This is a genomic window from Streptomyces sp. NPDC002701, from assembly GCF_042889045.1.
Lineage (GTDB): Bacteria > Actinomycetota > Actinomycetes > Streptomycetales > Streptomycetaceae > Streptomyces.
In genome coordinates, this window is record NZ_JBIAQL010000002.1 from 705,714 (window position 1) to 730,486 (window position 24,773).

At 73.0% G+C, this 24,773-nt stretch carries 18 protein-coding genes; 16 read left to right on the plus strand and 2 right to left on the minus strand.

All coding sequences use genetic code 11. The annotated features are described in order from the left end of the window. Window positions 1-2 precede the first annotated feature (2 nt). From ACFYXC_RS07355 to ACFYXC_RS07385, 7 genes are all read left to right on the plus strand, one after another. A complete protein-coding gene (locus ACFYXC_RS07355) occupies window positions 3-719 on the plus strand; it encodes an FMN-binding protein (RefSeq protein WP_389547964.1) in 717 nt (238 codons plus the stop codon). A gap of 53 nt (window positions 720-772) precedes the next feature. After that, entirely contained in the window at window positions 773-1,507 is a 735-nt protein-coding gene (locus ACFYXC_RS07360) for an FAD:protein FMN transferase (protein ID WP_389548426.1), read from the plus strand. A gap of 353 nt (window positions 1,508-1,860) precedes the next feature. Next, on the plus strand, window positions 1,861-2,511 hold the full coding sequence (locus ACFYXC_RS07365; RefSeq protein ID WP_389547967.1) for a GntR family transcriptional regulator: 651 nt from the start codon (window positions 1,861-1,863) through the stop codon (window positions 2,509-2,511). A gap of 77 nt (window positions 2,512-2,588) precedes the next feature. Beyond that, window positions 2,589-3,338 (plus strand): PIG-L deacetylase family protein, encoded by a 750-nt coding sequence (locus ACFYXC_RS07370; protein ID WP_389547970.1) that lies wholly within the window; start codon window positions 2,589-2,591, stop codon window positions 3,336-3,338. Beyond that, window positions 3,335-4,051, plus strand: a complete 717-nt coding sequence (locus tag ACFYXC_RS07375; protein ID WP_389547972.1) for a 4-carboxy-4-hydroxy-2-oxoadipate aldolase/oxaloacetate decarboxylase — start codon at window positions 3,335-3,337, stop codon at window positions 4,049-4,051. Before ACFYXC_RS07370 ends, ACFYXC_RS07375 begins: the two co-directional genes overlap by 4 nt. A gap of 38 nt (window positions 4,052-4,089) precedes the next feature. Next, window positions 4,090-5,184: a 4-oxalomesaconate tautomerase gene (locus tag ACFYXC_RS07380; protein WP_389548429.1), complete on the plus strand. Its 1,095-nt coding sequence runs from the start codon at window positions 4,090-4,092 to the stop codon at window positions 5,182-5,184. 9 nt (window positions 5,185-5,193) lie between these two features. After that, entirely contained in the window at window positions 5,194-6,156 is a 963-nt protein-coding gene (locus ACFYXC_RS07385) for a catechol 2,3-dioxygenase (RefSeq protein WP_389547975.1), read from the plus strand. A 76-nt stretch (window positions 6,157-6,232) separates the two neighbouring features. Here the strand turns inward: ACFYXC_RS07385 and ACFYXC_RS07390 are convergent, their stop codons facing one another. Then, on the minus strand, window positions 6,233-7,306 hold the full coding sequence (locus ACFYXC_RS07390) for a mechanosensitive ion channel family protein (RefSeq protein ID WP_389547977.1): 1,074 nt from the start codon (window positions 7,304-7,306) through the stop codon (window positions 6,233-6,235). A 384-nt stretch (window positions 7,307-7,690) separates the two neighbouring features. Further along, window positions 7,691-8,665: a YbhN family protein gene (locus tag ACFYXC_RS07395; protein WP_389547980.1), complete on the minus strand. Its 975-nt coding sequence runs from the start codon at window positions 8,663-8,665 to the stop codon at window positions 7,691-7,693. 195 nt (window positions 8,666-8,860) lie between these two features. Between ACFYXC_RS07395 and ACFYXC_RS07400 the strand changes: the two genes are divergently transcribed. From ACFYXC_RS07400 to ACFYXC_RS07440, 9 genes are all read left to right on the plus strand, one after another. After that, window positions 8,861-10,804 (plus strand): ABC transporter ATP-binding protein, encoded by a 1,944-nt coding sequence (locus tag ACFYXC_RS07400; RefSeq protein WP_389548433.1) that lies wholly within the window; start codon window positions 8,861-8,863, stop codon window positions 10,802-10,804. A 649-nt stretch (window positions 10,805-11,453) separates the two neighbouring features. Continuing rightward, window positions 11,454-12,935: a sugar transferase gene (locus ACFYXC_RS07405; protein WP_389547983.1), complete on the plus strand. Its 1,482-nt coding sequence runs from the start codon at window positions 11,454-11,456 to the stop codon at window positions 12,933-12,935. Between the two features lie 82 nt (window positions 12,936-13,017). After that, window positions 13,018-14,337: a nucleotide sugar dehydrogenase gene (locus ACFYXC_RS07410; RefSeq protein WP_389547986.1), complete on the plus strand. Its 1,320-nt coding sequence runs from the start codon at window positions 13,018-13,020 to the stop codon at window positions 14,335-14,337. Beyond that, the gene (locus ACFYXC_RS07415) at window positions 14,327-15,649 is read left to right on the plus strand and encodes a glycosyltransferase family 4 protein (protein WP_389547989.1); all 1,323 of its coding nucleotides are present in this window, start codon (window positions 14,327-14,329) and stop codon (window positions 15,647-15,649) included. Before ACFYXC_RS07410 ends, ACFYXC_RS07415 begins: the two co-directional genes overlap by 11 nt. Beyond that, window positions 15,646-17,013, plus strand: coding sequence for a Wzz/FepE/Etk N-terminal domain-containing protein (locus ACFYXC_RS07420; RefSeq protein ID WP_389547993.1), 1,368 nt, complete (start codon window positions 15,646-15,648; stop codon window positions 17,011-17,013). Before ACFYXC_RS07415 ends, ACFYXC_RS07420 begins: the two co-directional genes overlap by 4 nt. After that, window positions 17,010-18,566 (plus strand): Wzz/FepE/Etk N-terminal domain-containing protein, encoded by a 1,557-nt coding sequence (locus tag ACFYXC_RS07425; RefSeq protein WP_389547995.1) that lies wholly within the window; start codon window positions 17,010-17,012, stop codon window positions 18,564-18,566. The genes ACFYXC_RS07420 and ACFYXC_RS07425 overlap by 4 nt, the downstream gene beginning before the upstream one ends. Before the next feature lie 3 nt (window positions 18,567-18,569). Continuing rightward, window positions 18,570-20,498: an asparagine synthase (glutamine-hydrolyzing) gene (asnB, locus tag ACFYXC_RS07430; RefSeq protein ID WP_389547998.1), complete on the plus strand. Its 1,929-nt coding sequence runs from the start codon at window positions 18,570-18,572 to the stop codon at window positions 20,496-20,498. Between the two features lie 85 nt (window positions 20,499-20,583). Further along, a complete protein-coding gene (locus ACFYXC_RS07435) occupies window positions 20,584-22,785 on the plus strand; it encodes a bi-domain-containing oxidoreductase (RefSeq protein ID WP_389548001.1) in 2,202 nt (733 codons plus the stop codon). Beyond that, window positions 22,782-24,761 (plus strand): alginate lyase family protein, encoded by a 1,980-nt coding sequence (locus ACFYXC_RS07440; protein WP_389548004.1) that lies wholly within the window; start codon window positions 22,782-22,784, stop codon window positions 24,759-24,761. Before ACFYXC_RS07435 ends, ACFYXC_RS07440 begins: the two co-directional genes overlap by 4 nt. Window positions 24,762-24,773: the final 12 nt, after the last annotated feature.

Genomic DNA, 24,773 nt, shown 5'->3' on the forward strand with positions numbered 1-24,773 from the left:
TCGTGAAGCGAGCAATACCTGTCCTGGTCCTGAGCGTCGCGGGCCTGATCCCGGTGTGGCGCTACGCCCCCTCGGACGGCTCGACGACGACCACCGAAGCCGCGTCGCCCGCCTCGACACCCTCCGCGTCCGCCCCGGGCGGCTCGTCCCAGGTGGTCAGGGGCACGACCGTGGAGACCGAGAAGGGCCCCGTGCAGGTGGAGGTCACCTTCGACGGCGACGAGATCACCGCCGTGAAGCTGCTGCGGCAGCCGGACCATCCGCAGACCGAGGCCGCCGTGCCGCAGCTCGTCGCGGAGACGCTGGAGGCACAGAGCGCCGACGTCGACACGGTGTCCGGCGCGACCATCACCAGCGACGGCTACCGGAAGTCGCTGCAGGCCGCCATCGACGCGGCGGCCGAGTCCGCGTCGGCGGCCCCGCCGTCGTCCTCGGCCGCACCGTCCGCGTCCGCCGCCGCCTCCCAGGTCGTCGCCGGGTCCGCGGTCGACACCGAGAAGGGGACCGTGCAGGTCGAGGTGACCTTCGAGGGCGGCACGATCGCTTCGGTACGCATGCTGCGGCAGCCGGACCATCCGCAGACCGAGGCCGCCGTGCCGCAGCTCGTCGCGGAGACGCTGGAGGCACAGAGCGCGGACATCGACACGGTGTCCGGCGCGACGATCACCAGCGAGGGGTACGTCGAGTCGCTGCAGGCCGCGATCGACGCGAAGGGATGACGGCGATGGCCAGGACCGAGACCTTCGCGGCCCCGGCCGCCGTGACCGGCCCGGTGCACCGGGTCGAGCACATCATGGGGCTGCCCATCTCCCTGCGGATCGAGGACGCCGCTCCGGGGCGGGACGCCGTCGCGGCCGCGGACCGGGCGTTCGCGTGGCTGCGGGAGGCCGACGCGCGGTTCAGCCCCTTCCTGCCGGACAGCGAGGTGTCCCGGCTCGACCGGGGCGAGCAGGCGGCCGGCGGACCGAGCGCGGACCTGGCCGAGATCCTCGACCTGTGCGAGCGGTACCGGGTGGAGAGCGGGGGCGCGTTCCAGGTGCGGCTGCCGGGCCGCGGGCTCGACCCCTGCGCGGTGGTCAAGGGCTGGGCGGTCCAGCGTGCCGCCGAGCTGCTGCGGGCGGGCGGTGTGACGACGTTCTGCCTCAACGCGGGCGGGGACGTCGTCACGGCGGGCCGCCCCTGGCGGGTCGGGGTACGGCATCCGGAGCGGGACGACCGGGTGTGCGTGGTCGTCGAGGTCGCCGACGGGGCGGTTGCCACGTCGGGGCGGTACGAGCGGGGGGACCACATCTTCGACGGGCGCACGGGGCGGGCGGCGACCGGGTTGCTGAGCCTCACCGTGGTGGCCTCCTCGCTGACGGAGGCGGACGCGGTGGCGACCGCGGCGTTCGCGATGGGAGGCGAGGGGGTCGCGTGGGCGGCGGCGCGGGCGGGGTGCGAGGTGTTCGCGGTCGATGCCGGGCGGGGGGTGTGGCGTAGCCACGGGTTCCCCGTGGCCGCCGACTGACGACCGACGGCGCCAGCCGTCGCCGTAGCCGGCGGCTGTCGGACGTTGGCTGCGGGTGCGCTGTGGCTGGCTGGTCGCGCCGTTCCCCGCGCCCCTGGGTTGGTGGGGGTGCGGTCGGACGTTGGGTGCGGGTGTGTCGTGGTTGGGCGCGCGGTTCCTCGCGCCCCTGACGGGCTCGCCCGGTCCGTGCCCCGTCAGGGGCGCGGGGAACTGCGCGATCAGCCCCCACCGGCCCGCTGTGAACGAACGAACCCCCGGCGGCGGCAAACGCGAACCAGCATGTCGGACAAAATTGTTGACAATTTTGTTCGGCTAGATTTAGGTTCGACAGGCACTCACTCAGGGGGGCACACGTGCCGAAGGAAGCCCGTCCGAGCACCGGAGAGCAGGCCAGACAGCACGCGCTCGCGCAGCTCAGGCAGGCCATCCTGCAAGGCGACATGGCCCCGGCCCAACGGCTGGTGGAGAACGAGCTCGCCGAGCAGTTCGGTGTGACGCGGGCCAGCGTCCGGGCGGCTCTGATCGAGCTGGAGTCGGAAGGACTGGTCGAACGGATCCGCAACCGCGGCTCGCGGGTCCGCGTGGTGAGCGTGGAGGAAGCGGTCGCCATCACCGAGTGCCGCATGGTCCTCGAAGGACTGTGCGCGGGCAAGGCGGCCGTCGAGGCCAGTGACGAGCAGCTGGACCGGCTGGTCGCCCTGGGCGAGGCGATGTCCAAGGCCGTCGCCGACGGCGAGCCGGTGACCTACTCCGACCTCAACCACGAACTGCACGCCCACATCAGGCAGTTCTCCGGCCAACAGGTGGCCGTGGGACTCCTGGAACGGCTCAACGCGCAGCTGGTGCGCCACCGTTTCCAGCTCGCGCTGCGGCCGGGGCGGCCCCAGAAGTCCCTGAGCGAGCACCTGGCCATGATCGACGCGATCAGGGCCAGGGACCCGCGGGCGGCCGAGGAGGCCGTCCGCTCCCACCTCGCGGGTGTGATCGACGCTCTGCGCGCATGACGTCGTACGAGTGACGCGTCGGGCGCAGGACGCCGCGGGGCGGGTCGACCGGCCTGTCCAGCAAGGAGATCGCAGGAATGACGCACGGCAACGCGCCCAACCCCCCACGGTCGACGCTCGTCGTCACCGCCCACGCCGGGGACTTCGTGTGGCGGGCGGGCGGCGCCATCGCCCTCGCCGCCGCCCGCGGCGAGAAGGTCACCGTCGCCTGCCTGACCTACGGCGAGCGCGGCGAGTCCGCGAAGGCGTGGCGGGAGGGCAGAACGCTCGGGGAGATCAAGGCCATGCGCCGCGGCGAGGCCGAGGCGGCCGCCGCCGCCCTCGGTGCCGAGGTCGTCTTCTTCGACGCGGGCGACTACCCCCTCACCGTCACCCCCGGGCTGACCGACCGACTGGTGGGCGTCTACCGCGAGGTCCAGCCGGACGTCGTGCTCACCCACCCGCTGGAGGACCCCTACAACGGCGACCACCCCGCGGCCGCGCGGCTGGCCCTCGACGCCCGTGTCCTCGCGCAGGCCATCGGCTACCCGGCCGACGGCGAGGTCATCGGCGCTCCTCCGGTGTTCTTCTTCGAGCCGCACCAGCCCGAGATGTGCGGATTCACGCCACAGGTCCTCCTCGACATCTCCGAGGTGTGGGAGACCAAACGCCGGGCGATGGAGTGCCTCGCCGCCCAGCGGCACCTGTGGGACTACTACACGGACCTCGCCGTCCGCCGCGGAGTCCAGCTCAAGCGCAACGCCGGACCCAACCTGGGGCTGGCCCACAAGACCATGGCCGAGGCGTACATGCGGCCCTACCCGCAGGTGACGGGGGAGCTGGTATGAGCAACGTGATCGTCACCGACCCGCCGAAGGCTGCGGCGAAGGACGTCGAGGCGCTGGCCGCCTACGGAGTCGCCACCGTGCACGAGGCGATGGGCCGCACCGGCCTGCTCGGCACCCGTCTGCGCCCGATCCAGCAGGACACCCGGGTCGCGGGCACCGCGGTCACGGTGCTCTCCTGGCCCGGCGACAACCTCATGATCCACGCGGCCGTCGAGCAGTGCGGCGAGGGCGACATCCTGGTCGTCACGACCACCTCGCCCTCCACCGACGGCATGTTCGGCGAACTGTTCGCCACCGCGCTGCAGCGGCGTGGCGTGCGCGGCCTCGTCATCGACGCGGGCATCCGGGACACCGCCGAGCTGCGCCGGATGGGCTTCCCCGCCTGGTCCCGGGCGGTCAGCCCGCAGGGCACGGTCAAGGCGACCGGCGGCTCCGCCAACGTACCGGTGGTCGTCGGCGGCCAGGTGATCCGGCCCGGCGACGTGATCCTCGCCGACGACGACGGCGTGGTGTGCGTGCCCCGCGAGCGCGCCCGGCGGACGGCCGAAGCCTCCGAGGCCCGCGAGGCGAAGGAGGCCGGGGCCCGCGCCGCCTTCCAGGAGGGCCAGCTCGGCCTCGACCGCTACGGCCTGCGCGAGACCCTCGCCCGCCTGGGGGTCTCCTACCAGTCGTACGACGCGTACGAGCGCGAGCGGGACGGAGCCGGCTCGTGACCGGCGCGGGGGAGGCCCCCACCGAAGAGGTGCGCTGCATGCTCATGCGCGGCGGCACCTCCAAGGGCGCCTACTTCCTCGCCGGGGACCTGCCCGCCGAACCGGCCGCGCGCGACGCCCTGTTGCTGCGGATCATGGGCAGCCCCGACCCGCGCCAGATCGACGGCCTGGGCGGCGCGCACCCCCTGACCAGCAAGGTGGCGGTGGTCTCCGCCTCCGCCGGTCCCGAGACGGACGTCGACTACCTGTTTCTCCAAGTCGGCGTCGACACGGCCCAGGTGACTGACCGTCAGAACTGCGGGAACCTCCTCGCGGGCGTCGGCCCGTTCGCCGTCGAGCGCGGTCTCGTCGTCCCGGACGGCGACCGTACCTCCGTACGGATCCGGATGCTCAACACCGGTGACCTCGCCGTCGCGGACTTCCCCACTCCGGGCGGGCGGGTCGACTACCGCGGCTCCGCCGAGATCTCCGGGGTCCCGGGGTCCGCCGCGCCGGTGGTCGTCGAGTTCCCGCCGGGGGCCGGCCCCCTGCTGCCCACCGGCCGGTCCCGTGACCTCGTCGCCGGCACGCCGGTGACCTGCGTGGACAACGGGATGCCGACGGTGCTCGTCGCCGCGTCCTCGCTCGGCGTCACCGGCTACGAGGAGCCCGCGGCCCTGGAGGAGGACCAGGAACTCGCCGAGCGGCTCCGGGCGATCCGGCTCGAAGCCGGGAAGCTGATGGGGCTCGGCGACGTGGAGAACGCCACCGTGCCCAAACTCAGCCTGCTCGCCCCGCCGTCGGACGGCGGCGCGGTCATGACGCGCACCTTCATCCCGGTGCGCTGCCACACCGCGATCGGCGTCCTGGGCGCTGCGAGCGTCGCCGCCGGACTGCGGGTCGCGGGCGGCGTGGGCGAGGGCGTGGCCCGGCTGCCGGACCACGGGGACCGGCTGCGCATCGAGCACCCCACCGGCTTCCTCGACATCGAGACGGCCCTCGCGTACGACGTGCCGGACGCCGCGGCACCTGCCCCGGCGGACGTTCCCGGGGCCGCCCTCCCCGTGGCCCGCCGTACCGCCGTCGTCCGTACCGCCCGCAAGATCTTCGACGGCACGGTCTTCCCCCGGCCCGCCGCCGCACCCCACTCCTGAGGAGGCCCCATGGCCCCGCCGCTCGGCGACATCGCCCACCTCGGGCACGTCGAACTGCTCACCCCCGACCTGGACGCCAGCGTCCGCTTCTGCACCGACTACCTCGGTCTCACCGAGAACGGCCGTTCGGCGGACTCCGTGTATCTGCGGACCTGGGACGACTACGAGCACCACAGTCTGGTCCTGACCGCGCACGAGACGTCGGGCGTCCGCCGCACCGCCCTGCGCGCGTCCAGCGAGGAGGCGCTGCACCGGCGGGTGAAGGAGGTCGAGAGCGCCGGGCGGCCCGGCCGCTGGACCGAGGACGAGCCGGGCATCGGCCCGCTGTACGTCACCACCGACCCCGACGGACACGAGGTCGCCCTCTACTGGGAGAGCGAGTGGTACCGGGCGCCGGACGGGCTGCGCCCCGGCCTGAAGAACCAGCCGCAGGCCAAACCCGGGCACGGGGTGGGCGTACGCCGGCTGGACCACGTCAACTACCTCGCCGCGGACGTCGCGTCGAACGCCGGCTTCGTCCACGAGGTGCTCGGTGCCCGCCCGACCGAGCAGATCCAGCTCGACGACGGCCGGATCGCCGCGCAGTGGCTGACCTTCAGCAGCAAGTCGTACGACGTCGTCCACACCGAGGACTGGACCGGTTCGCAGGGGCGCCTGCACCACATCGCGTTCGCCACGGACACCCGTGAGGACATCCTCCGCGCCGCCGACCTGGCCCTGGACACCGGTGTGTTCATCGAGACCGGTCCGCACAAGCACGCCATCCAGCAGACGTTCTTCCTGTACGTCTACGAGCCCGGCGGCAACCGGATCGAGCTGTGCAACCCGCTCACCCGGCTGGTGCTGGCCCCCGACTGGCGGCTGGTCACCTGGACCGAGGACGAGCGCAGGAAGGGCCAGGCGTGGGGCCTGAAGACCATCGACTCCTTCCACACCCACGGCACCCCACCGGTTCCTGTGCGTGCTGACTAAATGTTGACAATCCTCGGGCGCCCGCCGGGCGGGCCCTTGGGACCGCCCCACCACGACGGCCTGTGCGGCCGCTGCTCTACGGGAGCGACAGGGACCCGTCGCGCTGCGGCGGGATCGCCACGCCGTTCTGCTGGAGGGCGACGGTGCGTGCCGGGGAGGGGATGCGGATGCCCTCGACGCGGTACCGCTTGTGCAGCCGCTTGATGAACTCGTGCTTGATCCGGTACTGGTCGCTGAACTCGCCCACGCCCAGGATCACGGTGAAACCGATCCGCGAGTCCCCGAACGTGTGGAAGCGGATGGCGGGTTCGTGCTCGGGCATCGCGCCCTCGATCTCCGTCATGACCTCGGTCACGACCTCGGAGGTGACACGCTCCACGTGCTCCAGGTCGCTGTCGTAGGCGACACCGACCTGCACCATGAGGGTCATCTCCTGTTCCGGACGACTGTAGTTGGTCATGTTGGTGCTGGAGAGCTGCGCGTTCGGGATGATGACGAGGTTGTTGGAGAGGTTGCGCACCACGGTGTTGCGCCAGTTGATGTCGACGACGTACCCCTCCTCCCCGCTGGTGAGGCGGATGTAGTCGCCGGGCTGGATCGTCTTCGAGGCGAGGATGTGGATGCCCGCGAAGAGGTTGGCGAGGGTGTCCTGCAGGGCCAGCGCGACCGCGAGACCGCCGACGCCGAGGGCGGTGAGCAGCGGGGCTATCGAGATCCCGAGGGTCTGCAGGACGACCAGGCAGCCGATGGCCAGGACGACGACCCGGGTGATGTTGACGAAGATCGACGCCGATCCGGCGACCCCGGAACGGGACTGGGTGACGGCCCGCACCAGCCCGGCCAGCACACGCGCGACGGTGATGGTGGCGGCGAGCATGATCAGGACCGTCAGGATCTGGTTGACGGTGTGGTTGACCTTGCCGGTCAGCGGCAGCGCCGCCGCCGCGGCGGCCGCCCCGCCCGTGATCGCCGCGACCGGCACCAGCGCGCGCAGCGCGTCGACGAGGACGTCGTCGCCGCTCCACCGGGTACGGGTCGCGTGCCGGCCCAGCCAGCGCAGGAGAAGACGGAGCAGGACGGTCGCCACGAGCCCGGCGATCAGCCAGACACCCGCCACGACCCAGTCGTGCACGGTGAGGTCCCGGTTCACCGGCTGCCTCCCGTCGGACCGAGAAGAGGGCCTGAGCCCGGTATGTGATGTGTCGTCACCTTGTAGCCGCCTGCGGGTAGATTCCGGGATGTGCGTCCCCGTCGGCCAGGGCGAGACGAGTCGTCGACCGGCGGGACTGGCTCATCTTGCTACATGGGCGCGGGTGCTTCGCCGTGCGGCCGCTCCGGTCAGGCCACATCACACCGGCACCGCCGCCGACCCGCTGCCTCCTGTGGCCTGTTGTCGTCCGGTACCACCTGCGCGAGAGCCGAGCCCGCCTCGCCGTCCGTCCCGGCGGGCCGTCGGTGAGGTCCTTTCGGACGGTACGCCAAGTCGGCCTGAAACGGCCGGAATGCGCCCTGTCGTTCCGCCCGGGCAGGTGGGTCAGATCACTTTCAGCCGCACCAGCGCACCCAGCGTCAGCGCGCCCGGCAGCAGGGGCAGCCACACCGTGATGATGCGGTAGGCGAGCACCACGGCCGTCGCCACCGCCGCCGGACCACCCGCCGCCACCAGGGCCACGATCAGTGCCGCCTCCACCGAACCGATCCCGCCCGGCGTCGGCACCAGAGCGACGGCGACCGTGGCCGCGAGATAGGCGACCGCCATGTGCAGCGGGGGAACCGGGAGCCCCAGTGCCTGGCCCACCGCGGCCAGCCCGGCCGCCTGGCAGACGGGGAACGAGAACGAGCCACCCCACAGCGCCAGCGCGCGAGCCGGCCGCGTGTGCACCGAGCGCGCCTCGCCCAGCGCGGTCCGCAGGAAGCCGGACACGACGGTACGCACCCGCCGGACGAACAACAGTGCCGTCACCGCGACGCACACCACCGCACCGGCCGCGAGCAGCAGCGGCCCCACCGCGCCGTCCGGCACGAGCGCGCCGAACCGCACCGCGTCGGGGAAGGCGACCAGCAGGGCCAGCAGCAGTCCGACCCGCGCGACGGACTCCGCCAGCAGGTAGAGCGCGAGCGCGGAGGACGAGCGGGCCGGCGGAACCCCGCACACCGTCATGAAGCGCAGATTGACGGCACTCGCGCCCAGTCCCGTCGGCAGCAGATGGTTGGCCGCCCCCGCCGCGAACTGCGTCGCCAGCAGCCGCCGCCTCGGCAGCCGCTGGACGAGGGCCCCCTGCCGGGTCACGGCGGCCGCCACCCAGGTCAGACAGGTCGCGGCGGCCGCGGCCAGCAGCCAGGGCCACTTCGCCGAGGTGAGATGGCCGAAGCCCGCCACGAGCACCGACCGGTGCCGCACCGCGACCACGGCCACGAGGGCGAGCGGGAGCAGACAGAGGATCTGCCGGACCGGAAGACGTCCGGACAGGCGTCCGGGGAGGTTCTGGGGGAGCGGTTCGACCGTCACATCGCGAGAGGTTTTCCACGCCGTACCAACGGGGGGTTGCGGACACGGGGACGGTGGCTGACACGCTGCGCACGGCATCGGGTCGCCCGCCGGGACGGGCCTCGGTCCGGTGAGTGTCATCGGTGTTCCCCCGGTCCCGGGCCTCCGGCGGTTGACCTAAAGGAAGCTTGAGGTCCTACGGTCGGTCCCATGAGTATGGAGACGACAGCCTGGACGCAGATGTACAGCGTCATGAACGCCCAGCAGGAACGCCGGCCCTTCGCCCGCGCGACCCTCCGCCGTATCGCCGCCTTCGCGCGCCCGCACCGGCGCCGTATCGCACAGTTCGTGGTGCTCAGCGTGGCCACGGCGCTGCTCGCCGTGGCCACGCCGGTCCTCGCCGGACGGGTGGTGGACGCGATCGTGGCCGGCGGTGACGAGAGCACGGTCGTCCGGCTGGCCCTCCTCATCGCGGCGATCGCGCTCGCCGAGGCGGCGCTCGGCCTGGTCGGCCGCTGGTTCTCCGCGACACTCGGCGAGGGACTCATCCTCGACCTGCGGACAGCCGTGTTCGACCATGTGCAGCGCATGCCGGTCGCGTTCTTCACACGCACTCGTACGGGAGCCCTCGTCAGCCGTCTCAACAACGACGTGATCGGCGCCCAGCGAGCCTTCAGCAACACCCTGTCAGGGGTGGTCGGCAACCTGGTGACCCTGCTGCTCACGCTCGCCGTGATGCTCACCCTGTCCTGGCAGATCACCCTGCTCGCGCTCGTCCTGCTGCCGGTCTTCGTGGTGCCCGCCCGCCGGGTGGGCAGGCGGATGGCGCGACTCCAGCGCGAGGCCGCCGACCTGAACGCCGCGATGGGCACGCGCATGACCGAGCGCTTCTCCGCGCCCGGCGCCACCCTGGTCAAACTCTTCGGCAGGCCCGGCGACGAATCGGCCGAGTTCGCCGAACGGGCGCGCCGCGTACGGGACATCGGGGTGCGCACCGCGATGGCGCAGACCGCGTTCATCACGGCCCTCACCCTCGTCTCGGCCCTCGCGCTCGCGCTGGTCTACGGCCTCGGCGGCTGGTACGCCCTGCGCGGCAGCCTGGAGCCGGGCGCCATCGTCTCGCTCGCCCTGCTGCTGACCCGGCTGTACGCGCCGCTCACCTCCCTGGCCGGCGCCCGCGTCGAGGTCATGAGCGCCCTGGTCAGCTTCGAGCGGGTCTTCGAGGTGCTCGACCTGAAGCCGCTCATCGAGGAGAGGCCGGACGCCCGCACGGTGCCCGACGGCCCGGTCTCCGTCGAGTTCACCGATGTCCGCTTCGCCTACCCGTCCGCCGACAAGGTCTCCCTCGCCTCCCTGGAGGAGGTGGCCGCACTCGACACCCGGGCCGGCACCGAGGTCCTGCACGGCATCTCCTTCCGCGCCGAACCCGGGCAGACCGTCGCCCTGGTCGGCTCGTCCGGCGCCGGCAAGTCCACCGTCGCCGCACTGCTGCCCCGGCTGTACGACACCGACGAGGGCTCGGTGCGCATCGGCGGCGTCGACGTCCGCGACCTGAGCGCCGCCTCGATGCGGGCCACCCTCGGCATGGTCACGCAGGACGGCCACCTCTTCCACGAGTCCGTCCGCGCCAACCTGCTGCTCGCCCGGCCGGACGCCGACGAGGACGACCTGTGGGACGTGCTGCGCCGGGCCCGCCTCGAAGACCTGGTGCGCTCCCTGCCCGACGGACTGGACACGGTGGTCGGCGAACGCGGCTACCGGCTCTCCGGCGGCGAACGCCAGCGCATGACCATCGCCCGCCTCCTCCTCGCCCGTCAGCGCGTCGTCGTCCTCGACGAGGCCACCGCCCACCTGGACAACACCTCGGAGGCCGCCGTCCAGGCGGCACTCGCCGAAGCCCTCGAAGGGCGGACCGCGGTCGTCATCGCCCACCGGCTGTCGACGGTACGGGCCGCCGACCTCATCCTCGTCGTCGAGGCGGGCCGCATCGTCGAACGCGGCACGCACGACGAACTCCTGGCGGCGCGGGGCCGGTACGCGGAGCTGTACCGCACGCAGTTCGGCGGCCCGGCGACCGCCGGAGGGAACGGCACGGGCCCGGCCGACGGGAACCCGCCCGGCTCGACGGCGATCCCCGTGGGTGACGAGGCGGTGGCGTAGCGGATTCCCGCGCACGGGAGGCCCGTCATCGCTCGTGGGCGCTCACGACGGAGTCCCGCCACCGCGCTTTCGTGTTCATCCAACACCTACTTGAGGCCAAAATTGACGCCTCGGCCGGACCCGTCGGCGGCGCACCGGACGCCGCCGACGGGGGCCCGGTGGTCACGTCGGGCCAGGACACAGGGCCTTCACCGATCCCGGACCGGTTCACCGGTCGCACCGCACGTGTCTTTCGCCAACTCACCCTCATGTCTCAAAGGTTGACCGCATTTTGCACACATCCCCTCTACATACTGTTCCCGATGGTCTAGATTGACCGTGCTTCAGCTCAGCTGTTCGGACACACGACGACAAATCATGATCAATGGGTCTGACCTTCCGACGGCTTCCGCGCAGTTCGTCAGCGCGGTGCGCCATGCGAGCGCGTCGTCACTGAACGTGCTCATCACGTAACACCGAGTAAGACGCGGAAGCGCGGAGCAGGCCGCAGATCATGCGCGGGAGGCGGGGGCCTCCCGAGGGGACGGAACAGCGCGGCGCGGGGGGCGGGGCCTCCCGGGGGGAGGGACGGGGCGGGAGGCGGGGGCCTCCCGGGGGGAGGGGCGGTGTCAGGCGAACACGTCGAACCACTGGCGACCTGGGGGGTTCTGTGCAGCGGGGGGATCTAGTCAGCCCGTTTCCGGCGGCGCGCGAGCGTCTGACGACGGACGGGACGATCGACCGGTCCGCGATCGACTGGGAGCAGCGGTACCGCCGTACCGTCATCACGAGCGATACGGTGACCACCGCCGTCGTGGTGGCGGCGATCGGCAACTTCTTCGGCGCCAGGGACGCGGCCAACTGGCACGAGAAATGGGTGATCCTCGCCTTCGGCACCGAACTGCTGGTGCTGGGAGCGCTCGCCGTGAGCCGGTCGTGGGCTCCGGCCGTGCTCGGCCAGGGCGCCGAGGAATTCCGCCGGCTCGGCCGCTCGCTGTTCACGGCGGCCGTCGTCCTGGCGCTCGGAGGCATCGCCCTCACCTCGCGCAACATCAAACTCTGGATCTTCGTCGCGATCCCGGCGATCGCGCTCGTCACCATGACCGCGCGGTACCTGTTGCGCCTGCGGCTGCACAGACGGCGGAAGGAAGGCCGGTGCCTGAGACCGGTGCTCGCCGCCGGAAGCCCGGACACCGTGCGCGACCTGATCGCCCGGGCCCGTAAGTTCCCGCACCTCGGCTGGCGCGTGGACGGGGTCTGCACGACGGACGGCCTCGGCCCCGACGGTGACCAGCTCGACGGGGTGCCGGTCGTCGGCCGGCTGTCGGACGTCGCCAACCACGTCCGCCGCGACGGCTACCGGGTCGTCGCGGTCACCCCGGACCCGCACTGGTCGCCGGACAAGCTGCAGCGGCTGGCCTGGAACCTCGAAGGCAGCGACGCCGAGATGGTCGTGGCCCCCGTGCTGATGGAAGTGGCCGGCCCGCGACTGCACGTCGACGCGGTGCTCGGGATACCGCTGCTGCGGGTCAGCATGCCGACCTTCACCGGAGGCCGCCGGGCGATCAAGGGAGTCGTCGACCGCACGGGCGCGGCGCTCCTGCTGATGCTGCTGGCGCCGCTGATGGTGCTCGTCGGGCTGCTCGTGCTGGTGGACAGCCGGGGCGGAGTGTTCTACCGCCAGCGCCGGGTCGGCAAGGACGGCCGCGAGTTCACCATCTACAAGTTCCGCACCATGGTCGTCGGGGCCGACCGGGCGCGGGCCGCCCTCGCCGACCGCAACGAAGGCGCCGGGCTGCTGTTCAAGCTCCGCCAGGACCCGCGGGTGACCCGGGTGGGAGCGGTGCTGCGCCGGTACTCCGTCGACGAACTGCCGCAGCTCTTCAACGTACTCACCGGATCGATGTCGCTGGTCGGACCGCGCCCTCCGCTGCCGGAGGAGTCCGCCGCCTACGGCCCGGACATCCGGCGGCGGCTGCTGGTCAAGCCCGGCCTCACCGGTCTGTGGCAGATCAGCGGACGCAGCGACCTGCCGTGGGAGGAGGCGGTCCGCCTCGACCTGCGGTACGTGGAGGACTGGTCGCTCGCCCTGGACACGGTGATCTTGTGGAAGACGCTACGCGCGGTGATACACGGACAGGGGGCCTACTGATGCGCGGGGTCCCACGGCGCGACCGGCCGGACGACGCACGGACCGCAGGCCGCCAGGGTCTGCCCGGGGGGAGGGACGGGTCATGAGAGTCAGCGTGTTCGGGCTCGGCTACGTGGGCTGTGTGTCGGCCGCGTGCCTGGCCAGCATGGGCCACGAGGTCATCGGGGTGGACGTGAACCAGGTCAAGGTCGACCTGGTCAACGACGGCAGGGCCCCGGTGGTGGAGGAACGTATCGGCGAGCTCATCGCCGACGCCGTACGCACCGGAGCGCTGCGGGCCACCGACGACGTCCGCGAGGCGGTCATGGACAGCGACGTGTCGCTGGTCTGCGTGGGCACGCCGTCGGAACCCAACGGCAGCCTGTGCACCACCTATCTGGAGCGCGTCACCGAGCAGATCGGCGCCGCGCTGGCCGAGCGGGGCGGACGGCACACCGTCGTGTTCCGCTCCACCATGCTCCCGGGCACCTGCCTGAACCTGCTGGTGCCGATCCTGGAGAAGTACGTCGGCGGCACCGCCGGAGTGGACGTCGGGGTGGCGGTCAACCCGGAGTTCCTTCGCGAGGGCACGAGCGTGCGGGACTTCTTCGACCCGCCCAAGACCGTCATCGGCGAACTCGACCCGGCGAGCGGCGACGCGGTGGCGGCGCTGTACGACGGCCTGCCCGGCGAGGTGTTCCGGGTGCCGGTCCCCACCGCCGAGGCGATCAAGTACGCGGACAACGCCTTCCACGGCCTCAAGATCGGCTTCGCGAACGAGCTGGGCGCGGTGTGCCAGGCACTCGGCGTGGACTCGCACCAGGTGATCGACGTGTTCCTGGCCGACCGCAAACTGAACATCAGCCCCGCCTACCTGCGGCCCGGCTTCGCCTTCGGCGGCTCCTGCCTGCCCAAGGACCTGCGCAGCCTGGTCCACGCGGCGCAGCGGGCCGACGTCTCGGTGCCCATCCTCTCCCACGTGCTGCCCTCCAACGCCGCCCATCTGGAACGCGCGGTGGAGCTGGTCGAACGCACCGGCAAGCGCCGGGCGGGCCTGTTCGGGCTGTCCTTCAAACCCGGCACCGACGACCTCCGCGAGAGCCCGCTCGTCGAACTGGCGGAGCGGCTCTTCGGCAAGGGGTACGACCTGAAGATCTACGACGCCAACGTGAGCCTCTCCCGGCTGCTCGGCGCGAACCGCGAGTACATCGAGAACCGGCTGCCGCACCTCGCGCACCTGCTCGCGGACTCCGTCGACGAGGTACTCGAACACGCCGAGGTGTGCCTGGTCGGGACCCGGGACCCGGCCGTCCTGTCGGCGCTGCCCCACGGCGACGACGGGTCGGTGCTCATCGACCTCATCCACCTTCCCGACGCCGACACGCGCCGAACCGAACCGGGGTACATGGGCCTTGCTTGGTGACAGATCGTTCAGTGACACGGCCGGCGGCGACCCGTCCGGCGACACGGGCCACCCGGGCGGGACCGGCGGCGACCGGCCGGGCCGGCGCGCGCTGATCCTGGTGGAGAACCTGTCGGTGCCGTTCGACCGGCGGGTGTGGCAGGAGTGCACGACGCTGCGCGACGCGGGCTGGGAGGTGCACGTCATCTGCCCCCGCGGGACCAAGCGGGACACGGAGCCGGAGGCGGAGATCGACGGGGTGCGGATCCACCGCTACCCGCTGCGCGCCGCCACCGGAGGACCGGCCGGCTATCTGCGGGAGTACGGATCGGCGCTGTGGCACACCGCCCGGCTGGCCCGCAGGGTCGGTCCGGTCGACGTGGTGCACGCCTGCAACCCGCCCGACCTGCTGTTCCTGCCGGCCCTGTGGCTGAAGCGGCGCGGCGCCCGGTTCGTCTTCGACCAGCACGACCTGGTGCCCGAGCTGTACCTCTCCCGGTTCGACCGCGGCGAGGACCTGCTCTACCGCGCCGTGTGCGCACTGGAACGGCGGACCTACCGGGCCGCGGACGTCGTGCTCGCCACGAACGAGAGCTACCGCGACGTCGCGGTGCGCCGTGGCGGCCGACGGCCGGAGGACGTCTTCGTCGTGCGCAGCGCACCGCAGACCGACCGGTTCCGACCGGTCCCGCCCGAACCGGAGCTGAAGCGCGGCAAGCCCCATCTGCTGTGCTACCTCGGCGTCATGGGCCCGCAGGACGGCGTCGACTACGCCTTGCGGGCCCTCGCGAAGCTCCGCGACGAACTCGGACGGACCGACTGGCACGCGGTGTTCGTCGGCTCCGGCGACGCCCACGACGCGATGGTGGAACTGTCCCGGGAGCTCGGGCTCTGCGACCAGGTGCAGTTCACCGGGCGCATCCCGGACGCCGACCTGGTGCGCCACCTGTCCACCGCGGACGTGTGCCTCTCACCCGACCCGCGCAACCCGCTCAACGACGTGTCGACCATGAACAAGGTCCTGGAGTACATGGCCATGGGCCGGCCGATCGTCTCGTTCGACCTCCGGGAGGCGCGGGTCTCCGCCGGTGACGCCGCCGTCTACGCGGCCGCCAACGACGAGTCCGCGTTCGCCAAGCTGATCGCGGTACTGCTGGACGATCCGCGGAAGCGGGCCGAGATGGGCCGGATCGGCCAGGAGCGGATCAGCGGGCGGCTGTCCTGGCGGCACTCGCAGGCGCACCTGCTCGCCGCCTACGCCGCCGCCTGCCGCGACCGGCCTCCGGTGTCCACGGCCGGCCCCCTGCGCACCGGGAAGAGGCCGCACCGTTGAGCGACGACACCATACGCCTGGCCACGGTCGGGCGGATCCTCCGCCGGCGCCGACGGCTCCTCGCCGTCCTCGCCCTGGTGGGCGCGCTCGTCGGCTACGGCACCTCGGTGCTGTTCCCGCCGCGCTACACGGCGTCGGCGTCGGTCCTGCTGCCGGGGCAGTGGGAGGAGCGCGAACTGCTGACCCAGGCGGAGATCGCGACCAGTTCCGTGGTGGTCGACCGGGTGGCCGCCACCCTGCGCTGGAACGGCGTCGGCGGCGGCGAACTGCGGGACCGGGTGAGCGCCGCGGCCGCCGACGGCAACATCATCAAGATCTCCGGCACCGCCGAGACCCCGGAGCGCGCACAGCAGCTCTCCGACCGGCTGGCCCAGCAGTTCGTCGCCTTCGCCGCGCGCATAGCGGGCGACAGCACCGACTCCGCGGCGGTCACGGGGCCCGAGGCGCTGCGGCAGCAGGTGGAGGAGACCAACCGACGCATCACCGACCTGGCCGAGGCGGCCGACCCGGGGCGGACCGTGGAGAGCGTGCAGGCCCGTACCGCGCTCGCGAATCTGCGTACCGCGCTGGAGGAGGCCATGCAGAAGCTGGACCAGGCCGACCCGGCGGCCGGCCAGGCCGGACTGGTCGTCATGGGGCCGGCGGCCCGGCCGACCGGCGAGGCGCCGCCGACGCGGACACAACTCGTCGTCGCCGGGGCACTGCTGTTCCCCCTGCTCACCGTCATCGGCCACCTCGCCGCCGCCCGGGTGAACCGCAGGCTGCGCACCGAACCGGAGATCGCCGCGGCGCTGGGCTCGGCCCTGCTGGGCACCGTCGACGTGCCCGAGGAAGAACTCGCGCACCGGCCGCAGGAGCAGGGCCGGCGCACCCGGATCCGCCGTCTCCTCGGCGTCGACACCCGGTGGGACGTACCGGAACCGCAGATGTCCGGCGACGAGGACGGCAGACGGATCCGCTACCGGCGGGTGTGCGCCCGTCTCCGGGACCGGCTCCCGGCCCCCCGGCGGCTGCTGGTCGTCGTACCCGACGGCGACGACACCGCCCGCCGGGCCGCCGGTCGGCTCGTCGCCGAGGCCGGGGGCAATCCGCTGCTGCGGGTGGTGGACGTCCCGGTGTCCCGGCCGATGGTGCCGGACCGCGACACGGAGACCGGTGCCGTCGTCGTGCTCAGCGCCGGCAACTGGACCGCGGCGGAGCTCGCCGGGATCGCCGAAGCCTGCGCGGACGGCGGACACGACCTCGTCGGCATCGTCGTCGCCGGCACGGTCCGGGCCCGCCCGGCGCGGCCCGGCGGCCGTCCGGCGGACGAGACCACCGCGGCGCTCGCGGCGCCCGGCCACACGACGGGAGGTGCGGGATGACGACCACGCCGGAGCCCTCGCCGGTCCCTCCGCTGCTGGACCTGCACGCACTGGTGGTCGCGGTGCGCAGGCGCCGCCGCCTCTGGAGCTCCATGGCACTGCTGGGGCTGCTGCTCGGCGCGGCCGTCGCGGTCCTGCTGCCGCCACCGCCGACCGCGGTGACGACAGTGCTCGTCGTGCATGAGGACGACCAGCCGAACGACACCGGAACGCTGATCCGCACCGACGTCGCGCTGCTGGGCACCACACGGATCGCCGCCGGCGCCCTGCGGTCCCTCGGCTCCTCCCAGAAGCCGGAGGACTTCATGCGGGACTACCGCGGCACCGGCCTGACCAACAACCTGCTGCAGATCGACGTGACGGGGGACAGCGACGCACAGGCGGTGGCCCGGGCCAAGGCGCTGGCCGACGCGTTCGTCGCGGACCACGTGCGGCGGATGACGGAAGCCGCCGAGGCCGAGGCAAAGGCACTGCTGCAGCAGCGTGACCGCATGCGGGACGAGCTCGACCAGGTCAACGAGGCGATCGGCGAGCGGGAGCCGGAGAGCGACCCGCAGGCGTCGGCGAGCATCGAGTCGCTCTTCGCCCGCCGGGCCCTGCTCAACTCGCGGATCGCCGACTTCGACCAGCGCGCCGCGGAGGCGCGCACCGGCACCCCCAAGCTCATCGCCGGCACACAGATCGTGGACGCCCCGCGCGCGGTGCGGCACTCCCTGCCCAGGGCCACCGTCACCGATGCCGCGATCGGGCTCGTCCTCGGGCTCGTCCTCGGGCTCGCGGTGGCCGCCGTCGGCACGGTGGTGGCCGACCGCCCCGTGCTGCGCCGGGAGATCGCGGCGAACCTGGGCGCCTCGGTGATCGCGGAACTGCGCCGCGTACGCCGCCGGCCGCCCTGGCTGTGGCAGCTCCGACGGACCCGGGCGGCACGCGAACGGCTCACCACGACCCTGGCCCGTACCGTACGAGGCTCCGCGGAACCGGTGTCGCTGCTGGAACTGGGCTGTGCGCGCAGCACGGGCCTGATCGCCCTGGACGTCGCCAGGGCACTCGCGGCGCAGGCCCCGGTGGTCGTCGTCGACGGCCTGCCGGGACGGGACCTCACCGACAGCGCACAGGAACCGGGAGGCCCGGCCGTGATCGGCGGCGAGCGGGCCGAGACCGTCCCGCACGGGACGCGCCGCCTCGGCGTCGGCTCGGTCGCGCCCGGCACGGCGTGGACCGACCTCCGCCACCTCGGCACCCGGACCGTGCTCGTCGTGCGGGCCGGGCACGGCAGCGCCGCCTGGCTGCACACCGTGGCCCGGCAGCTCGCGGACCAGCGCATCAGGGTGCTCGGCGTGGTGCTGATCGACCCCGATCCGCGCGACCGTACCGACGGCACGCTGTGGGACGGGCCGCACACCGCGCTGCGCGGCCAGGACGAGTGGCCGGCCCGGCAGAACGGCGGGGGCACCTCCCACACCGTTCAGGCAGTGGGCGAGAGCAGGCTGCGGACGGAGCGGCCGCCGGTGACGGCCGCACGGGTACCGGACAGCGACCAGGAGGCGCGGTAGAACATGTGTGGCATCGCAGGCACATACCGGTGGCCGGACGGGAAGGCCGTGACCGACCGGCTCACCGATGTCCTCGCCCACCGCGGTCCGGACGGGGCGGGCCGGTACAGCCACCCCACCGGTGACGGCGAGGTGCACCTCGGGCACCGCCGGCTGTCCATCATCGACCTGTCGGAGACCGGCGCCCAGCCGATGGTCTCCGGCGGCCTCGCCCTCACGTACAACGGCGAGCTGTACAACGCGCCCGAGCTGCGGGCCGAACTGGCGGCCGGCGGAGCGCGCTTCCGCGGCACCTCCGACACCGAGGTGCTCCTCGAAGCCTGGCGGCGCTGGGGCACGGACTGCCTGCCCCGGCTGCGCGGCATGTTCGCGTTCGCGGTCTTCGACGAGCGCACCGGTGACCTGGTGCTCGCCCGCGACCAGCTCGGCATCAAACCGCTGTTCCTGCTCCGGCGCGGCGACAGCCTGATGTTCGCCTCCGAACTCAAGGCGCTCGCCGCCGTGACCGGCGGCTCGCTGGAGGTGGACCGGGCGGCGCTGGTGGCCTCGCTCCTCTACTACTGGGTGCCGGACTCGCGCTGCGCGTTCCGCGAGGCGGAGAAGCTGCCGCCGGGGAGCTGGCTCAGATGCCGGCCCGACGGCAGCGTCGAGCGCGGCCGGTACTGGAACCTCCGGGACGTCGCCGCCGAGGGCCGCGAGCGCGCCCGGGCCGGCGAACAGCCGGACCTGGCCTCCGTCGTCGAGGAGTCGACCCGGCGGCACCTCCTGTCCGACGTCCCCGTGGCGGCCTTCCTCTCCGGCGGCCTCGACTCCAGCTGGCTGACCGCGCTGGCGGCCCGCCACCGGCCCGGGATCTCCGCCTACACGATCGGGTTCCGCGCCGAGGACGCGAAGTTCGAGGCGATGCCCGACGACCTGCGGTACGCCCGCCGGGTGGCCGAGCGGTTCGGCGTCGACCTGCACGAGATCGAGATCGCCCCGAACGTGCTCGACCTGCTGCCGGAGATGACGTACCACCTGGACGAGCCGATCGGCGACCCCGCAGCGATCAACACCTTCCTGATCTGCTCGGCCGCCCGGGAGGCCGGGGTCAAGGTGATGCTCTCCGGGATGGGCGCCGACGAGCTGTTCGCCGGCTACCGCAAGCACCTGGCCAACCTGCTCGCGCTGCGCTACCAGCGCGTCCCGCGGCCCCTGCGGCGCGGCCTGGCCGCGACGGTGGACCGGCTGCCGGTCGCCACGTCCCGCCGCGGCTACCGTTCGGTCCGCTTCGCCAAACGGTTCCTGTCCTTCGCCGACCTCCCGGAGGAGACCGCGTTCCGGCGCAGCTACACCATGTACGACCAGGACGAACTGCTCGCCCTCGTCGACCCGGACCTGGCCCCGGCGGTCGACGACGTGCTCACCGAGCACGCGGACGTCTACCAGGACAACGACCTCGACGACTTCGTCAACCGCATGTGCCTGGGCGACGCCCGGATGTTCCTGCCGGGCCTGAACCTCGCCTACACGGACCGGTCGAGCATGGCCGCGTCGACCGAGGTGCGGGTGCCGTACGTGGACGTCGACGTGGTCGAGGCGGCGTTCACCGTGCCCGGCGACCGCAAGATCGTCGGACGGCAGGGCAAGGCCGTCCTCAAGGAGGCGGCCACCTCGATCCTGCCCCGGGAGATCGCGTACCGGCCCAAGGGGCTGTTCAGCGCCCCGTTGCGGGCCTGGATGAGCCGGGACCTGGCACCGCTGATGCGCGAGGTGGTGCACGACGGCGTGCTCGTCGGCTCCGGGATCCTGCGCCGCGACGCGCTGGCGCGGATGGTCGCCGAGGACGCCGCCGGGCGCCGGGACTTCTCCAAACACCTGTGGCACGTGCTGACCCTCGAGTACTGGTACCGCGGCGCGACCGCCGGCTCCGGTCAGAGCCGAGCGGCCTGACGGACGGCTTCACGGACGGCTCGACGAACGGCTTCACGGACGGCTTCACGGACGGCTTGACGGCGTAGAGACAAGAGGACTTCGGGTGAAACAGGTAGTGCAGAACTACAAGAACGGCGAACTGGCGCTGCTCGACGTGCCGGTGCCGGGCTGCAAGCCGGGCGGTGTGCTGGTCCGCACCGCCTACTCGCTGATCTCCACCGGGACCGAGCTCATGAAGGTGTCCGAGGCCGGCATGTCGATGGTGGGCAAGGCCCGCTCCCGGCCGGACCAGGTGGCCAAGGTCATGCAGAGCGTGGCGACGAACGGGGTGCCCGCCACCTACCGCAAGGTGATGGGCAAGCTGGACTCCTACACGCCGCTCGGCTACTCGCTGTGCGGGGTGGTCGAACAGGTCGGCGCCGGCGTCGACGACGTGAAGGTCGGCGACCTGGTGGCCTGCGCGGGCAACGAGCACGCCCTGCACGCCGAACTGAACTGGGTGCCGAAGAACCTCTACGCCCCGGTGCCGGACGGTCTCGCACCACGGCACGCGGCCTTCGGAACCGTCGGGTCGATCGCGATGCAGGGCGTCCGCCAGGGCGAGCCGCACCTCGGCGAAGTGGCGCTGGTCATCGGCCTCGGGCTGATCGGACAGCTCGTGGTGCAGCTCCTCACCGCCTCGGGGGTCCGCGTCGTCGGGGCCGACCCCGACCCCGCGCGCTGCGAGCTGGCCGAGCGGCTCGGCGCCGCGGCCTGCGGCGATCCCGCGTCCGCGGCCGTGGAGGCCGCCGTCGCCGGACTCACCGACGGGCACGGCGTCGACCAGGTGTACCTGGCCGCCGGCGGCGGCAGCAACCAGCCCGTCGAACTGGCCGCCCGGCTCTGCCGGGACCGCGGCCGGGTCGTCGACATCGGCAAGTGCCGCCTGGACCTCCCCTGGAACGCGTACTACGAGAAGGAACTCGACGTCCGCTTCTCCCGCAGCTACGGTCCCGGGCGCTACGACCCGGAGTACGAGCTCGAGGGGCGGGACTACCCCATCGGCTACGTGCGCTGGACCGAGCGCCGCAACCTGGCGTGCTTCCTCGACCTCCTCGCCCGCGGCCGCGTCGACGTGGCGCCCCTGGTCTCCCACATCGCCGACTTCGACGACGCCGTCGAGACGTACCGGCGCCTCAAGGACGGCGAACTGAAGGCCGTGACCGTACTGTTCCGCTACCCCGGCCCCGCCGGACACCCGGCGGAAGCGGCGGCCCCCGAGGTGGCCGTGCCCGCGGTGCGCCGCGGCGGCCGGTCCGCACCGGCCGGGCCCGCCGCCACGCCGGTGCGGCTGGCGTTCGTCGGCGCGGGGAACTACGCGACCTCGATGCTGCTGCCGCACCTGGCACACCGCGACGGCGTCGAGCTGTCCACGGTCGTCACCACGACGGCGCTGTCCGCGGCCAACGCCAAACGCAAGTTCGGCTTCGCCGGGGCCACCACCGACCTCGACGCCGTGCTCGGCGACAAGGCCGTCGACGCGGTGTTCGTCGTCACCCGGCACAGCTCGCACGCCGAACTGACCCGCAAGGCACTCCTCGCCGGCAAGACGGTCTTCGTGGAGAAGCCCCTCGCGCTCACCGAGGACGAACTGGCGGGCTTGCTCGCGGCGGTGGAGGAGTCCGGCAACGACCGCGTACAGGTGGGCTTCAACCGCCGCTTCGCCCCCCTGCTCCAGGAGGCCAGGAAGCGGTTCGGCGCCCGGACCGGTCCGGCGAGCCTGCGCTACCTGGTCAACGCGGGCCGGCTGCAGCACGGCAGCTGGTACCTGCAACAGAGCACCGAGGGCTCGCGGTTCGCCGGCGAGGGCGGACACTTCATCGACACCGCGAGCTGGCTGCTCGACGCCGACCCGGTGTCGGTGTACGCCGTCGCCCCGTCCGGCAACGAGGACCTCCAGGTCGTCCTGCGCTACCCCGACGGGTCCACCGCCACCATCAGTTACGTCACCACCGGCGCACCCGGCTTCCCCAAGGAGACGCTGGACCTCGTCGCCGACGGCAAGGTGCTGCGGCTCGACGACTTCGTCCGCGCCTCGGTGTACGCGGACGGCCGCGGCGCCCCCAAGCGGTGGGTCAGTTCGCGGCTGCCCAGGGCCCGGGACAAGGGCCAGTCCGCCGAACTGGCCGCGTTCGTCAGGGCCGTGCGGACCGGCGGGCCGATGCCGGTGCCGCTGGAGTCGCTGGTCGCCACCACGGCGGCCACCCTCGCCGTGCGGACGGGCCTGGCCGACGGCGCCCCGGTGACCCTGGCGGGGCCGCGATGACCGTGCGCTCGGGAAGTCCGGGCTGGTACCTGCGGCGGCTCTCCCGGATGGGACCGCGGGAGGTCGGCGGCCGGGCGGTCGACACCCTGCGCAGGCGGCGGTGGCGGCGGTCGGCGCCGCCGGACTCCCCGGCCGTGACCGGTGCCCGCTTCACCGCGGTCCTGCCCGCCGGGGCGCTCGCCGCGGTGCCGCCGGACGCCGCCAAACGACTCGTCGCCACGGCGGACCGGCTGATGGACGGGCACGCCGAGTACTTCGGGGTGCCCCGCGACGACCTGACCGACCCGGACTGGTGGTACGACCCGAGGACCGGCCGCCGCGCCCCGGGGGGCTACGCCTTCGACGTGCCGTACCGGAACGAGGAGACGGCCGGGGACATCAAGCAGATCTGGGAGCCGTCCCGGCACCAGTACCTCACCGTGCTCGCCGCCGCCTACGCCCTCACCGGGAACGAGCGGTACGCCGAGCGGGTCGCCGCGCACCTGCGGTCGTGGTGGGCCGCCAACCCGCCGCTGCACGGCGTGCACTGGATCAGCGGCATCGAGCTGGGCATCCGGCTGCTGTCCTGGGTGTGGATCCGACGGCTGCTCGACGGCTGGCCGGGCGCGGCCGCTCTCTTCGACGCCAACCCGGTGGCGCTGCACCAGATCTGGCACCACCAGCGCTGGCTCGCCGCCTTCCCCAGCCGGGGGTCCTCGGCGAACAACCACGTCATCGCCGAGTCCGCCGGACAGTTCGCCGCGGCCTGCGCCTTCGACTGGTTCCCCTCCTCCGGGCGCTGGCGGGCCGACGCCCTGCGGTCCCTCGAACGGCACCTGCGCGGCAACACCTTCGCCTCCGGCCTCAACCGCGAACTCGCCACCGAGTACCACGGACTCGTCCTCGAACTCGGCCTCGCCGCGGTGGCCGAGGCGGACGCCGCCGGCGTGCCGGTCCCCGCGCCGCTCCGGCTGGTGCTGCTGCGGATGACCGACGCGCTCGCCGCCGTCGTGGACGACCGGTCACGGCCGCCGCGCCAGGGGGACGCGGACGACGGACACGGCCTGGTCGTGGACGGCACGGGCACCGACCGCTGGGCCTCGCTGCTGGCCACCGGGGACGCCGTGTTCGGCCGGCTCGCCTGGTGGCCGGCCGTGACCGGCACCGATGTCCGCACCCCCCTGCTGGCCGCGCTCGTCCGCCCGTACCCGAAGGACGGGACGGCACCGGACGTGAGCCGCCCGGCGCGGCGGCCGGCCCACTTCGCCGACGCGGGACTCACCATCCTGCGCGGTCCGGCCGGCATCTGGTGCCGCTGCGACGGCGGCCCGCACGGCTTCCTCTCCATCGCCGCGCACGCCCACGCCGACGCGCTGTCCGTGGAGGTCCGGCACGACGGGATCGACGTGCTCGCCGACCCCGGGACGTACTGCTACCACGGGCAGCCCGAGTGGCGGCGGTACTTCCGGTCGACCCTCGGACACAACACCCTGCAACTGGACGGCGGTGACCAGTCCGTCTCCGGCGGCCCCTTCCTGTGGACCCGGCACGCCCGCAGCCGCGTCCTGGCCGCGGACACCGGCGGCGCCCCCGACGGGGGGACGGCCCGCTGGTGCGCCGAACACGACGGCTACCAGGGCTCCGTGCACCGCCGCCGAGTGGAACTGACAGCCGAGACCCGCGAGTTGCGGGTGACCGACGAGGTGCGCGGCCCGCGCCGGGCCGCCCGCCTGGCGTTCCACCTCGGACCGGCGGTCACCGCGGACCTGACGGGGAACCGGGCCGTACTGACCTGGACGCGGGACGGCGAGGACCGCTCCGCGGTGCTCGACCTGCCGGAGCGGCTGAACTGGCGGGCGCACCGGGGGGAGAGCGACCCGCCGCTGGGCTGGTACTCCGCCGGCTTCGGCCGCAAGGAACCCGCCACCACGCTGGTCGGCACCGGCTTCACCGACAGCGCGCACGGGTTCACCACCGTACTCAGGTTCCGCGGCTAGCCAGGAGAGAGG